Here is a 13,263-nt window from a genome sequence, read left to right on the forward strand (position 1 = left end):
AAAAAGATATGAACGAGGCAATGAGCAATAAAGAACAAAATGTAACATCAAATATAGAAACCGAGATTGTGAAGAGTAATCGGATATTATCCTTATCAGGAGGAGGAGTAAAGGGGGTAGCGGAATTAGTGATACTTTCTGAAATAGAGGAGCGGACAGGGAAATCTATAACGGAGTTATTCCCGATCATCACAGGCACTAGTGTTGGAGGATTAATCTCTCAGGGTTTGAGTCTTTTGCAATGATTGTGTAAATTTTTGTTGAGCCTATATTAGAAGTAATTAAAAATATAGGTAACAGAAATGCAAATAGAGAAGAATAAAAAAATAAATGAAGCAATAGATTTGCTGATAGAAGGTGGAGTAGATTTAAAAACAGTACTAAGTCAGAATGGATTAATTAAGGAATTAACCAAGGGTATTTTAGAGCGAGCACTGCATGCTGAGATGTCAGAACATTTAGGTTATAGCAAGTATGATAGAGCTGAAACTGAGAATGCGAGGAATGGTAGTTTTAGTAAGAATCTGATTAGTGAGTCCGTCCGCCAAAACTCTACAAGCCTTATAGATAATATGGTTTTAAGACAAGAAGTAATACAACAATCCGTAAGAAAATGATAAAATATGGTCATAAACCTTATGGATTTCAGTCAATGCCAATAGACAACATTATCAAATCGCAAGAACAAGGGAAACTGTTTGGTTATAAATTAAAAGAAGAATTAAACCCAAATAATAAGCTATATAAATTAAGAGAATTAATAAATTGGTCTAGGCTCGAAGAGTGGTTATCAAAAAATGTTTGTATTAAGAAATTTGGTAGAAATAGAAAATGTCATAGAGTGATGCTTGGCATAACGATGCTACAAGCAATGTATAATTTTTCAGATTCATTATCAGAGGAAGAGCTAAAAGAGAATATGTATTGGCAGTATTTCTGCGGGTGGGAATATATAGAAAAAGACATAGCTATCTCGGAAACTAGTATACGACGGTTTCGTAGTGTATTAGGTGAAGCTGGATATAATGAGATATTATCGGAGTTGATCAGGGTTGGGATAAAAACTAACACAATTAAAAAAAAAGATTTGGAATTAATCATCGCTGATACGACTGTACAAATTAAGAATATCAAACACCCACACGATGTTTATTTAATGGATAAAGCTAGGCTTAGCATAGTAAAGCTTTGCAACAGTTTGGGTATACATTTGAATGAAACATACGCTAGAACCTATAAACGCGATATAGTAAAGCTATGGAAATATAAAGAACATAGTAAAGCCAAGAAGCGTTGGAAAATAATGAAGCATTTAAAAATATTACTGGGTCGTTTGATTAGAGTATGTGAGCGTGAGATCAAAAATAAGCAATTAAACTTGTCTCTCAAAAATCAAGAAGTATTGCAAAAAATAAAACAAATACATAACCAATCTGTTTTAAAAAGAGAAGCTAAAAAGCAATATAAAGAAGATAACAAAGTATTATATAGTTTTCATGCCCCTGAAGTAGAGTGTATAGGAAAGGGAAAACGCAACAAGCCATATGAGTTTGGCAATAAAGTAGCGGTAGTAGTAAGTGGTCGTAGAAATTTTGTTTTATCCGCAAAATCGTTTCATAATAATCCTTATGATGGTCATACATTGCATCAGAGCTTTGAAGCAGTAGAGAGTGTCACTGGAATCAAGATAAAGAAATCATTTGTTGATCTTGGGTATAGTGGTAGCAATGTAAAGGAGAAGAGTAAGGTATATACCCCAAAAACGCGGAAGAAGTTGTTACAAGAGGACAAGTCTATGATCAAGAGACGCAGTGCCATAGAACCAATAATAGGTCACTTAAAGCAATATGGTCGGATGGGTAGAAACTTCTTGAAAGGTATGATAGGAGATATTATCAATCCAATAATCTCTGCTATTGGTTTGAATTTACGATGCATTGCAAATCATTTACAAATCGTGTCTAACTCCACATAAATCAAAAATATCATCATGCAAAAACTAGATGAACGATAAAAAATCGTTAACAATAGCTCCATATCAAAATTAGACCAACACAGAAATGTATCAGTAAAAATTAACATAACTTATTAATTTTTATTGAAAATCTTAGCAATTTGTTGTCAAAACTCTATCCCATTACAAATGATCAGGATTTGAAGTGTTTTTGGCGGATAGACTAGTGAGAATGGTACTATAGAGCTAAATGTTCCAAGAGACAGACAAGGTAAATTTGAACCTATAATAGTCTCAAAGAAACAAACAAGAATAGATGGCTTAGACCAAAAGATAATATCCTTATATGCGAAGGGTATGAGTGTGTCTGATATTAAAACACAATTGCAAGAATTATATGGAGCTGAGATCAGTGAGAGCCTAATCAGCAGGATTACAGATGAAGTAATAGATGAGGTCAAGATTTGGCAGAGTAGACCTCTTGAATCAGTATACCCTATAGTATATTTTGACTGTTTAGTAGTGAAAGTAAGACAAGATAAACTTATTATTAATAAATCAGTATATGTAGCTTTGGCTCTGTCTCATCAATTGTGTAAATTTCGTGAACCATTAAAGGCTCTGTCTCATCAATTGTGTAAATTTCGTGAACCATTAAATTCTACCATCAAATTTGATCATAAAATGAGCCATAGCTTCATTCCAATTGGGGATAGGCATAGACCATTTTTTGGTAATATAATCAATTGTCAGATATAAAACCTTAAATACTGCGTCATCATTTGGAAAGATGCGTTTATTCTTAGTAACTTTTCTCAATTGGCTATTCAGCGATTCTATCGCATTTGTAGTGTAAATAATCTTACGAATCTCCTTTGGATATTGCAAGAAAATTATCAAATTATCCCAATTATTATACCAAGATTTAGCTATATGCGGATATTGCTTACTCCATTTTTGATCAAATGACTCAAGAGCTAATTCTGCTTCTTTTTCAGTAGCAGAAGTATAGATTAGTTTCAAATCCGCTGCTAATTGCTTTCTATCTTTATATGATACATATTTGAGGCTATTCCTGATCTGATGGACAATACAAATTTGATGTTCAGTTTTCGGATATACTGATGCAATAGCATCAGACATACCAGTTAGATTATCACTACAAGCAATTAAGATATCTTTTACTCCTCGATTCTTCATTTCAGTAAAATTACCGAGCCAAAATTTAGCTCCTTCATTCTCACTTATCCATAAGCCTAAAATATCCTTTCTGCCAGATAAATCTATTCCTAAAGCTACATATACTGATTTATTAATAATAAGTTTATCTTGTCTTACTTTCACTACTAAACAGTCAAAATATACTATAGGGTATACTGATTCAAGAGGTCTACTCTGCCAAATCTTGACCTCATCTATTACTTCATCTGTAATCCTGCTGATTAGGCTCTCACTGATCTCAGCTCCATATAATTCTTGCAATTGTGTTTTAATATCAGACACACTCATACCCTTCGCATATAAGGATATTATCTTTTGGTCTAAGCCATCTATTCTTGTTTGTTTCTTTGAGACTATTATAGGTTCAAATTTACCTTGTCTGTCTCTTGGAACATTTAGCTCTATAGTACCATTCTCACTAATCAGATTCTTACTAAAACTACCATTCCTCGCATTCTCAGTTTCAGCTCTATCATACTTGCTATAACCTAAATGTTCTGACATCTCAGCATGCAGTGCTCGCTCTAAAATACCCTTGGTTAATTCCTTAATTAATCCATTCTGACTTAGTACTGTTTTTAAATCTACTCCACCTTCTATCAGCAAATCTATTGCTTCATTTATTTTTTTATTCTTCTCTATTTGCATTTCTGTTACCTATATTTTTAATTACTTCTAATATAGGCTCAACAAAAATTTACACAATCATTGCACAAGACTCCCATTAAATTCTACCATCAAATTTGATCATAAAATGAGCCATAGCTTCATTCCAATTGGGGATAGGCATAGACCATTTTTTGGTAATATAATCAATTGTCAGATATAAAACTTTAAATACTGCGTCATCATTTGGAAAGATGCGTTTATTCTTAGTAACTTTTCTCAATTGGCTATTCAGCGATTCTATCGCATTTGTAGTGTAAATAATCTTACGAATCTCCTTTGGATATTGCAAGAAAATTATCAAATTATCCCAATTATTATACCAAGATTTAGCTATATGCGGATATTGCTTACTCCATTTTTGATCAAATGACTCAAGAGCTAATTCTGCTTCTTTTTCAGTAGCAGAAGTATAGATTAGTTTCAAATCCGCTGCTAATTGCTTTCTATCTTTATATGATACATATTTGAGGCTATTCCTGATCTGATGGACAATACAAATTTGATGTTCAGTTTTCGGGTATACTGATGCAATAGCATCAGACATACCAGTTAGATTATCACTACAAGCAATTAAGATATCTTTTACTCCTCGATTCTTCATTTCAGTAAAATTACCAAGCCAAAATTTAGCTCCTTCATTCTCACTTATCCATAAGCCTAAAATATCCTTTCTGCCAGATAAATCTATTCCTAAAGCTACATAGTCCGTCCGCCAAAACTCTAAAAGCCTTATAGGCAATAGGGTTTTAAGGCAAAAATGCATAGTAAAATCCATAAGAAAATGAAAGGTTTTATATCAAAAGCTTATGGAAATACAAAAAAATGACAATAAAAAAATGAATGCATTTTGGGAAATAGTGTGGTTTTTAATACAAAAATTTAAAATCAGCCCTCAAAATTAGAGTAATTTGCTCTAAAATCGCACTATTTTTGGAAATTAGTGACACAAGTGATATTTTTTAGAGTTTTGGCGGAGGGACTACATATACTGATTTATTAATAATAAGTTTATCTTGTCTTACTTTCACTACTAAACAGTCAAAATATACTATAGGGTATACTGATTCAAGAGGTCTACTCTGCCAAATCTTGACCTCATCTATTACTTCATCTGTAATCCTGCTGATTAGGCTCTCACTGATCTCAGCTCCATATAATTCTTGCAATTGTGTTTTAATATCAGACACACTCATACCCTTCGCATATAAGGATATTATCTTTTGGTCTAAGCCATCTATTCTTGTTTGTTTCTTTGAGACTATTATAGGTTCAAATTTACCTTGTCTGTCTCTTGGAACATTTATCTCTATAGTACCATTCTCACTAATCAGATTCTTACTAAAACTACCATTCCTCGCATTCTCAGTTTCAGCTCTATCATACTTGCTATAACCTAAATGTTCTGACATCTCAGCATGCAGTGCTCGCTCTAAAATACCCTTGGTTAATTCCTTAATTAATCCATTCTGACTTAGTACTGTTTTTAAATCTACTCCGCCTTCTATCAGCAAATCTATTGCTTCATTTATTTTTTTATTCTTCTCTATTTGCATTTCTGTTACCTATATTTTTAATTACTTCTAATATAGGCTCAACAAAAATTTACACAATCATTGCAAAAGACTCATCTCAGGAGTTTTATACCACTTCATGAGATTGCCACGCAGCCTACAGCTGCTCGCAATGACGACTTAGTATTCATGCAACAACACCTATTTCTAAATGAAAATACACTATGCTCCTTGGGCTAAAGCTTCCTTATGTCCATGCTCATCATACTCTTTTAGCATATAACCACGTCCCCAAACGGTATCTATATAGTCTTTACCACCAGAAGCATCGCTTAATTTCTTACGCAATTTACAGATAAACACATCAATGATCTTCATTTCAGGCTCATCAAGACTACTATATAAATGATTTAAGAACATCTCTTTAGTTAAAATTGTTCCTCTACGCAATATTAATAGTTCTAAAATAGCATATTCTTTATTGGTTAAATGTACTTTTTTACCGTCAATTTCCACACTTCTAGTATCTAAATTTACACTAACTTTATCAAATCTAAATACTGATGCCGCATGCCCTTTAGAACGTCTAACTATAGCTTTAATTCTAGCGATTAGCTCTTCTCTAACAAATGGTTTAGTTAAATAGTCATCAGCTCCTGAAGAAAAGCCAGTAATCTTTTGGTCTGTATCAGTTAAACTAGATAAGATTAAAATAGGGGTTTTTATTTTTGCTGCACGCAATCTTAGTAATATTTCGAAACCATTAATATCAGGTAACATTAAATCTAAAATCATTAGATCATACCTACCAAGTTTACCTAATCTTAAACCTTCTAAACCAACCGAAACTTTATCGCAAACTATTCCTTCTGAAGCTAAAGTCAGCTCGATTAGATTAGCCATTTCTGGTTCATCTTCAATTAATAAAACTCTCATTTTATTTTCTCCTAAAATTCAATTTTTATGTTCGTGCTATAATTTAATTATTGTTAACTAAATTGTAATTTTTTATTAGTACTTTATACATTTATTAGCAACGTAAGTAAAGAATTTTTAATCTCTCAGGGTTTAATTCCCCGAAGCTCTGCTTCGTGATATACTACTTGAATGGAAGAAAGCAGTTATATATATAAGAGTCATAATGTCACAGTACTAATATATCATTTAGTAACGCCGGCAAAGTATAGAAGAGTAATATTCAATCAAGAACTAGATCTGAAGTTTTGACAAAAATTCTAATTTTTTTGACTAAAGTAAAAATTTATATTTAAAGTTAAATATTTAGTGCTTTTATCAGCTTAAAAGCGATATTTCTACAATTTAAAGTAAATTATTTGATATATAGCTAACACGGCAATGTTTCTACCACAGATTAGGAACAACTTAGGCATTGATCAATAATTTTACGTAAACAGTTTTTAAAGTTAGTCCAGCAATGTTTAATAGGATTTAGATCTGGTGAATATGTGAGTAAATACAAAAACTATGGTAAAAACCTTTCCGCGTTAGCTATATAATACAAATTATAGATTGATACACTCGCCACTTTTTTTAATCTCTCAGGGTTTAATTCCCCGAAGCTCTGCTTCGTGATATCATAAGAAACAACTAAAACTTTTTTAGATACCTGGAAAGTTCTATAATTAATTAAGCCAGATATAATCAATTTTTAATCTCTCAGGGTTTAATTCCCCGAAGCTCTGCTTCGTGATATCATAAGAAACAACTAAAACTTTTTTAGATACCTCGTAGCTCTGCTGCGAGGAGCATCATTTAAATATAGATATATCATGGCTCATTTAACGATAGATGAAAGATTTAAAATATACGAAATGAATAAGAGTGGTTATAGCTCGCGATATATAGGGACAAAGATTGGCCGTGATAAAAGCACTATATGTTATGAACTCAAGAGAATGAGGCATAATTATAGACCAGATAGGGCTAACACACTTGCTTGCAGTTTAAGGCAAGGTAAGAGAAAAAGAAAATTAGATATTGATAATAATTTACGAGCAGAAATAATAAAGCAGTTAACACAGGGTATTTCACCAGATATAATTTCAGGTAGACGTAAACTATCACGAGATACTGTCAATATTTCTACAGAGAGTATATACCAGTTTATTTATACATCTCCTATAGCACAAAGGCAAAAATTATATTTATCTTTAGCAAGAAAAAGGAAAAATAGGTTGCATCATGGTACAAGAATCAGAAACAAAAGAATTACAATACCAAATCGAGTTTCCATTACTGAAAGACCAGAGATAAATAGAAAGATAGCAGCAATAGGTCATTTAGAAGGTGATTTAACTTTTAACAAAGGTAATCAAAGTCGTAATATAGGCGCTCTTGTGGATATCAGAACACAAAAAGTGTTTCTCACTTTAAACCGTTCAAAAAGAACACAAGATGTGATTGGTAACATGAATAAAAAACTTAAACAATTGTCGCATATAATCAAAAGCATAACGTTAGATAATGGCAAAGAATTTACCAATCATGAACAACTATTGCCAAAATCTGAACGAAAAGTATATTTTTGCAATCCTTATTCTCCATGGCAAAAACCATTGATAGAGAAGATTAACTCAATGGTGCACAGAGTATACTCTAAATCTTTAGATATAAAAAAATTAACAATAAAGCAATTACAAGAAATTGAGGATTTTTTAAATAATTTACCAAGAAAAGTGCTCGGTTATAAAACACCCAATGAGGTATGGGAAGAAAATATAAATCTGGCTTAATTAATACTGGAATTTACCCCTCGTAGCTCTGCTGCGAGGAGCATCATTCTCCTTCAAACCCTTTATCTATAAGCTTTCTATCTATCCCTTATCCTAAATTAGCGTTAGTATACTCAAATGATTTGGAAAATTGAAATATAAAACAAGGATCGAACACGCAGAGCCTAACTTAATAGGTGAGCATGTGAGTTTCCAAAAGTTTTGCAGAGCTCCAATTCTTCAAAGCAGAAGAGTATACAAATAAAAAAGGTCGAGTAATAATTACTCGACCTTTCCTATAAATACTAAATCTGATGATTTAGAAATTTTTAGCGATGTACAACTGTTACAGCTCTACGATTATAAGCAAAAGCTTCTTCAGTGTTACCCATCATAGCAGGTCTATCTTTACCATAAGATATTGTGCTTACTCTATGATGCTCAATTCCTTTATGTTTTAGGAATTCTGCAGCTTTTTGTGCTCTTCTTTCACCCAAAGCTAAGTTATACTCTCTAGTACCTCTTTCATCACAATGTCCTTCGACAGTAGCTTTTACATGAGGATGTCTTGATAACCAGCAAGCTTGTCTTTGTAATTCTTCTTTAGCTTTTTCAGATAAAGCAGAACTATCGAAAGCAAACCATACAGCATTACCTGCTTGCTTTTCAAAATCTTTCATTATAGATGTTTCTTCTGATTGATTCATTCCACAACCATGTGACGCTCTTTTGGTTTTATTACACCCTGCAAGCACAAATAATGCAAGAAAAGCTAATGTTATTTTTGTTATTTTCATAATTAAACTCCTTGAGGTTATAATTTATTAAAATTTAAATTATTCAGTTAGATAACAAGTTTAAACTAACTAAAACTATGAGGTTAGTATATATCATTATTTTATGAGTTTAAAGGCTAAAATACTATAAAATACAAATAGTGCTATATAAATGTGGTAAAAATATCATTGACCTTTCCCCAAAACTCCCTTTAAAGAAGTCATAATAGGTTTGAATTAGCAATATTTAAGGATGTGAAATTATAGTAGATAGACGAAGATCAACTTCAACAGGAGTTTCGCACTTAGCAAAAAGTATGTTAATCTAGAGAAAAATAGTTTTAGATAAAAATGACAAGAACAAAATGTAGCAAGGACTTATATAAATCATTTTTACAAGCAAGTAGTGTCAGATATACTAGCAAGGCATTATCTGAAGTGAGTCCAGTAGATCTATCTCACGATAGTGCAAGTCGATGGTTAAAGAGTAAGGATTTTCGTCCTAGCGAAATCTATAAGGAAGTGTCAAAATATATAGATTGGGAAGCACCGTGTTTATTAGTGGGGGATGACACCTTATTATCAAAGCAATACAGTCAGAAGATTGAGCTTGTACGTTATCAATATTCTGGAGCTGTACATGATGTTATACCTGGTATAGGAATGGTAAACTTACTACATTACAATACTAAAATTGCTCAATCTACTCCCGTAGATTATAGAATATATGATAAAGACACTGATGGTAAAACAAAGAATGAGCATTTTTGTGATATGCTTACTTTAGCTAAAGAAAGAGGTCTCAATCCTGATGCCATAGTCATGGATGCTTGGTATAGCGGGTTGGAGAATTTAAAACATATACGTAATTTAGGCTGGCTATGGGTTACCACCCTAAGGAAAAATAGAAAAGTTAATCATAATGTTAGCTTGGAAAGTTTAGAGATACCCGATGAGGGGCTAAAAATTCACCTACGTGGATACGGTTGGGTTACGGTATTTAAGTTTGTGGCAAAGAATGGTCGCATTGATTACATAACAACGAACTTGGAAAATCCCACACGTGAGCAAATAGAGAAAATTGTTAAGGCACGTTGGTCTATAGAGGTTTATCATCGAGAATTAAAACAAACTTGTGGTATTGAACGCTGTCAGGCACGCACGGGCCGAGCTCAAAGAAATCATATTTGCCTTGCAGTATTTGCCTGGCTTGATATGAATAAAAGGAGGATAAATGAAAACATTACTTTATATCAACAAACTTGGGAAGTTATAAAAACATCAATTCAAAACAATATCAGATGGCTTTTAACTGATTCGCAACTTTGCTAAGTGCGAAACTCCTGTTCAAAAGAGCTAGGAGTTCATGGCTTTGTTGCATAAATAAGCTTTTGAATATACTGCCCCTAACCCCGCAATGCTAGCCTAGCCAACAGACACAGGTTTACCAATTTCAAACATTTTGTTTAATAAGTGGCATTTAATCTCTCAACCTGAATTCTGGATTAGCTAATTTTGAGATATAGCAGGTTTGTTAGGTTTCATACAGTATGCAATTAGGGCGGATAAGATATGTACAAAGGCATTCCAAATTGATCTATGTCTTGTATGTTCGATCTCGAAAGCACCCTTCAGCACACTAAATACTGTTTCGATAATTGAGCGTTTGCGTAATAATATTTTTTCAAATAATGGCATAAGTTTATTCTTCATTTTCTTCTTTATGCCAGTTAGGCTCTGTTGCATCAATTGTGTAAATTTCGTGAGCCATTAAATCCTACCATCAAAGGAAAGTTCTATAATTAATTAAGCCAGATATAATCAATTTTTAATCTCTCAGGGTTTAATTCCCCGAAGCTCTGCTTCGTGATATCATAAGAAACAACTAAAACTTTTTTAGATACCTCGTAGCTCTGCTGCGAGGAGCATCATTAAAAATTTTTTGTCAAAACTTCAGGAGTAAGCAATATCCGCATATAGCTAAATCTTGGTATAATAATTGGGGTAATTTGATAATTTTCTTGCAATATCCAAAGGAGATTCGTAAGATTATTTACACTGCAAATGCGATAGAATCGCTGAATAGCCAATTGAGAAAAGTTACTAAGAATAAACGCATCTTTCCAAATGATGACGCAGTATTTAAGGTTTTATATCTGACAATTGATTATATTACCAAAAAATGGTCTATGCCTATCCCCAATTGGAATGAAGCTATGGCTCATTTTATGATCAAATTTGATGGTAGAATTTAATGGTTCACGAAATTTACACAATTGATGAGACAGAGCCAAAATATATGACTATTGTCATCAATTCTGCAAGACTTAATTTTCCTATTCTATGCCTTTGCTGATTTGTTGATAATAGACGGTGTTCTATCCATTCTTCATATATTTTACAAAAATTATCTACTAAATAATATACAGTTATGATACATCTTTTCATGTTAAGTTACTGATCTTTTATAGCTAACGCGACTAGAATTATTCCTTAGAATAATGTAAGATAATGATTTTAACTACGGTAGAGATGAAAGCATACAGTCAGGATTTAAGAGATAGGGTAATCAGTCTTCACAAAACCTCTAAATATAGAATAAAAGCAATATCAGACTTATTAGGTATAGAGCGTCATACGATATCAAATTGGATTAGACGTTATAAAGAAAATGGAGACTACAGCTCAAGACAACATCTGCAAAGTGGACGTGATGCTAGGTTTACTAATAAGGAGAATATAATTGAATTTTTAGCAAATAATCCTGATAGCCGAGCTATAGATATAAGAGATGCAGTAGGGCTTTGTTGCATAAATAAGATTTGTAGAGCAAGAGTGGTTATAATCTGGTAAGATGTCCTGAATTAAAAATAATCCAGATTATATGAGATCTCGGAAGAAAACCCCTTTTAGTAAATCACGCAAGTATTCTAAATATAAAATAACGAATTGGTCAGAATATAATAATTTTTTACGCAATAGGGGTCGCATAGATTTTATGATTGCCAGTGATTTGGCGATTGGCTGGTATGCTGATTACAGAGAGGAAATGAAACGAGGAAGACCTAGACGCTATAGTGATCACGCTATATTACAGTGTTTGAAGATCAGATGCTTATTCGGTCTTAAGTTACGCCAAACCCACGGCTTTATAAACTGGCTCTTTGAAATATCGGGTTTATCTATTAGATGTCCAGACTATACAACATTAAGTAAGCGTATGAAGTCATTAGATCTTAGGTATTTACATGGAAATCAAGATAAAGAATTTAGGGAAAGTTCTATAATTAATTAAGCCAGATATAATCAATTTTTAATCTCTCAGGGTTTAATTCCCCGAAGCTCTGCTTCGTGATATCATAAGAAACAACTAAAACTTTTTTAGATACCTCGTAGCTCTGCTGCGAGGAGCATCATTTAAATATAGATATATCATGGCTCATTTAACGATAGATGAAAGATTTAAAATATACGAAATGAATAAGAGTGGTTATAGCTCGCGATATATAGGGACAAAGATTGGCCGTGATAAAAGCACTATATGTTATGAACTCAAGAGAATGAGGCATAATTATAGACCAGATAGGGCTAACACACTTGCTTGCAGTTTAAGGCAAGGTAAGAGAAAAAGAAAATTAGATATTGATAATAATTTACGAGCAGAAATAATAAAGCAGTTAACACAGGGTATTTCACCAGATATAATTTCAGGTAGACGTAAACTATCACGAGATACTGTCAATATTTCTACAGAGAGTATATACCAGTTTATTTATACATCTCCTATAGCACAAAGGCAAAAATTATATTTATCTTTAGCAAGAAAAAGGAAAAATAGGTTGCATCATGGTACAAGAATCAGAAACAAAAGAATTACAATACCAAATCGAGTTTCCATTACTGAAAGACCAGAGATAAATAGAAAGATAGCAGCAATAGGTCATTTAGAAGGTGATTTAACTTTTAACAAAGGTAATCAAAGTCGTAATATAGGCGCTCTTGTGGATATCAGAACACAAAAAGTGTTTCTCACTTTAAACCGTTCAAAAAGAACACAAGATGTGATTGGTAACATGAATAAAAAACTTAAACAATTGTCGCATATAATCAAAAGCATAACGTTAGATAATGGCAAAGAATTTACCAATCATGAACAACTATTGCCAAAATCTGAACGAAAAGTATATTTTTGCAATCCTTATTCTCCATGGCAAAAACCATTGATAGAGAAGATTAACTCAATGGTGCACAGAGTATACTCTAAATCTTTAGATATAAAAAAATTAACAATAAAGCAATTACAAGAAATTGAGGATTTTTTAAATAATTTACCAAGAAAAGTGCTCGGTTATAAAACACCCAATGAGGTATGGGAAGAAAATATAAATCTGGCTTAATTA

At 32.5% G+C, this 13,263-nt stretch carries 9 protein-coding genes and 9 pseudogenes; 11 read left to right on the top strand and 7 right to left on the bottom strand.

Going from position 1 to position 13,263, the window contains the following annotated elements; translation table 11 throughout:
* Positions 1 to 20: 20 nt before the first annotated feature.
* From AAHI98_RS07870 to AAHI98_RS07885, 4 genes and pseudogenes are all read left to right on the top strand, one after another.
* Positions 21 to 236: pseudogene (locus AAHI98_RS07870) on the top strand (patatin-like phospholipase family protein); the annotation flags it as partial.
* 72 nt (positions 237 to 308) lie between these two features.
* Positions 309 to 539, top strand: a pseudogene (locus tag AAHI98_RS07875) (transposase); the annotation flags it as partial.
* 74 nt (positions 540 to 613) lie between these two features.
* A complete protein-coding gene (locus tag AAHI98_RS07880) occupies positions 614 to 1,975 on the top strand; it encodes an IS5 family transposase (protein WP_342224717.1) in 1,362 nt (453 codons plus the stop codon).
* Positions 1,976 to 2,179: 204 nt separating this feature from the next.
* Positions 2,180 to 2,536: pseudogene (locus AAHI98_RS07885) on the top strand (transposase); the annotation flags it as partial.
* A 72-nt stretch (positions 2,537 to 2,608) separates the two neighbouring features.
* Here the strand turns inward: AAHI98_RS07885 and AAHI98_RS07890 are convergent.
* The 4 genes and pseudogenes from AAHI98_RS07890 to ctrA all read right to left on the bottom strand — a co-directional run bounded on the left by AAHI98_RS07890 (position 2,609) and on the right by ctrA (position 6,291).
* Positions 2,609 to 3,823 (bottom strand): IS256 family transposase, encoded by a 1,215-nt coding sequence (locus AAHI98_RS07890; RefSeq protein ID WP_342224662.1) that lies wholly within the window; start codon positions 3,821 to 3,823, stop codon positions 2,609 to 2,611.
* Between the two features lie 76 nt (positions 3,824 to 3,899).
* Positions 3,900 to 4,547: pseudogene (locus AAHI98_RS07895) on the bottom strand (IS256 family transposase); the annotation flags it as partial.
* A 283-nt stretch (positions 4,548 to 4,830) separates the two neighbouring features.
* Positions 4,831 to 5,397: pseudogene (locus AAHI98_RS07900) on the bottom strand (IS256 family transposase); the annotation flags it as partial.
* A 180-nt stretch (positions 5,398 to 5,577) separates the two neighbouring features.
* Complete coding sequence (gene ctrA / locus AAHI98_RS07905) at positions 5,578 to 6,291, bottom strand: response regulator transcription factor CtrA (protein WP_342225575.1); 714 nt, start codon at positions 6,289 to 6,291, stop codon at positions 5,578 to 5,580.
* A 171-nt stretch (positions 6,292 to 6,462) separates the two neighbouring features.
* Here ctrA and AAHI98_RS07910 point away from each other — a divergent pair.
* Positions 6,463 to 6,570, top strand: a pseudogene (locus AAHI98_RS07910) (IS200/IS605 family transposase); the annotation flags it as partial.
* A 575-nt stretch (positions 6,571 to 7,145) separates the two neighbouring features.
* On the top strand, positions 7,146 to 8,108 hold the full coding sequence (locus AAHI98_RS07915) for an IS30 family transposase (RefSeq protein ID WP_342224646.1): 963 nt from the start codon (positions 7,146 to 7,148) through the stop codon (positions 8,106 to 8,108).
* Between the two features lie 308 nt (positions 8,109 to 8,416).
* On the opposite strand, the gene pal is transcribed toward AAHI98_RS07915, so the two are convergent.
* On the bottom strand, positions 8,417 to 8,884 hold the full coding sequence (gene pal / locus AAHI98_RS07920; protein ID WP_342225576.1) for a peptidoglycan-associated lipoprotein Pal: 468 nt from the start codon (positions 8,882 to 8,884) through the stop codon (positions 8,417 to 8,419).
* Positions 8,885 to 9,214: 330 nt separating this feature from the next.
* On the opposite strand from pal, the gene AAHI98_RS07925 reads away from it, so the two are divergent.
* Positions 9,215 to 10,195, top strand: coding sequence for an IS701 family transposase (locus AAHI98_RS07925; protein ID WP_342224659.1), 981 nt, complete (start codon positions 9,215 to 9,217; stop codon positions 10,193 to 10,195).
* A 177-nt stretch (positions 10,196 to 10,372) separates the two neighbouring features.
* Here AAHI98_RS07925 and AAHI98_RS07930 read toward each other — a convergent pair.
* Positions 10,373 to 10,597, bottom strand: a pseudogene (locus AAHI98_RS07930) (transposase); the annotation flags it as partial.
* 224 nt (positions 10,598 to 10,821) lie between these two features.
* Here AAHI98_RS07930 and AAHI98_RS07935 point away from each other — a divergent pair.
* Positions 10,822 to 11,118 (top strand): annotated as a pseudogene (locus tag AAHI98_RS07935) (transposase); the annotation flags it as partial.
* A 37-nt stretch (positions 11,119 to 11,155) separates the two neighbouring features.
* Here AAHI98_RS07935 and AAHI98_RS18610 read toward each other — a convergent pair.
* Positions 11,156 to 11,311, bottom strand: a pseudogene (locus tag AAHI98_RS18610) (IS982 family transposase); the annotation flags it as partial.
* 63 nt (positions 11,312 to 11,374) lie between these two features.
* Here AAHI98_RS18610 and AAHI98_RS07940 point away from each other — a divergent pair.
* From AAHI98_RS07940 to AAHI98_RS07950, 3 genes are all read left to right on the top strand, one after another.
* Positions 11,375 to 11,716 (top strand): helix-turn-helix domain-containing protein, encoded by a 342-nt coding sequence (locus AAHI98_RS07940; protein WP_342225577.1) that lies wholly within the window; start codon positions 11,375 to 11,377, stop codon positions 11,714 to 11,716.
* A gap of 31 nt (positions 11,717 to 11,747) precedes the next feature.
* Positions 11,748 to 12,158: a transposase gene (locus tag AAHI98_RS07945; protein ID WP_342225578.1), complete on the top strand. Its 411-nt coding sequence runs from the start codon at positions 11,748 to 11,750 to the stop codon at positions 12,156 to 12,158.
* Positions 12,159 to 12,297: 139 nt separating this feature from the next.
* Positions 12,298 to 13,260, top strand: a complete 963-nt coding sequence (locus tag AAHI98_RS07950; protein ID WP_342224646.1) for an IS30 family transposase — start codon at positions 12,298 to 12,300, stop codon at positions 13,258 to 13,260.
* Positions 13,261 to 13,263: the final 3 nt, after the last annotated feature.

The organism is Rickettsia endosymbiont of Urophora cardui (genome assembly GCF_964030725.1).
GTDB lineage: Bacteria > Pseudomonadota > Alphaproteobacteria > Rickettsiales > Rickettsiaceae > Rickettsia.

What these genes read in the sequence shown, in the direction of transcription:
- AAHI98_RS07950 (WP_342224646.1), top strand. Translation starts at nt 12,298, where the DNA reads ATGGCTCATTTAACGATAGATGAAAGATTTAAAATATACGAAATGAAT.
- AAHI98_RS07940 (WP_342225577.1), top strand. Translation starts at nt 11,375, where the DNA reads ATGATTTTAACTACGGTAGAGATGAAAGCATACAGTCAGGATTTAAGA.
- AAHI98_RS07890 (WP_342224662.1), bottom strand. Translation starts at nt 3,823, where the DNA reads ATGCAAATAGAGAAGAATAAAAAAATAAATGAAGCAATAGATTTGCTG.
- AAHI98_RS07880 (WP_342224717.1), top strand. Translation starts at nt 614, where the DNA reads ATGATAAAATATGGTCATAAACCTTATGGATTTCAGTCAATGCCAATA.
- AAHI98_RS07925 (WP_342224659.1), top strand. Translation starts at nt 9,215, where the DNA reads ATGACAAGAACAAAATGTAGCAAGGACTTATATAAATCATTTTTACAA.
- ctrA (WP_342225575.1), bottom strand. Translation starts at nt 6,291, where the DNA reads ATGAGAGTTTTATTAATTGAAGATGAACCAGAAATGGCTAATCTAATC.
- pal (WP_342225576.1), bottom strand. Translation starts at nt 8,884, where the DNA reads ATGAAAATAACAAAAATAACATTAGCTTTTCTTGCATTATTTGTGCTT.
- AAHI98_RS07915 (WP_342224646.1), top strand. Translation starts at nt 7,146, where the DNA reads ATGGCTCATTTAACGATAGATGAAAGATTTAAAATATACGAAATGAAT.
- AAHI98_RS07945 (WP_342225578.1), top strand. Translation starts at nt 11,748, where the DNA reads ATGAGATCTCGGAAGAAAACCCCTTTTAGTAAATCACGCAAGTATTCT.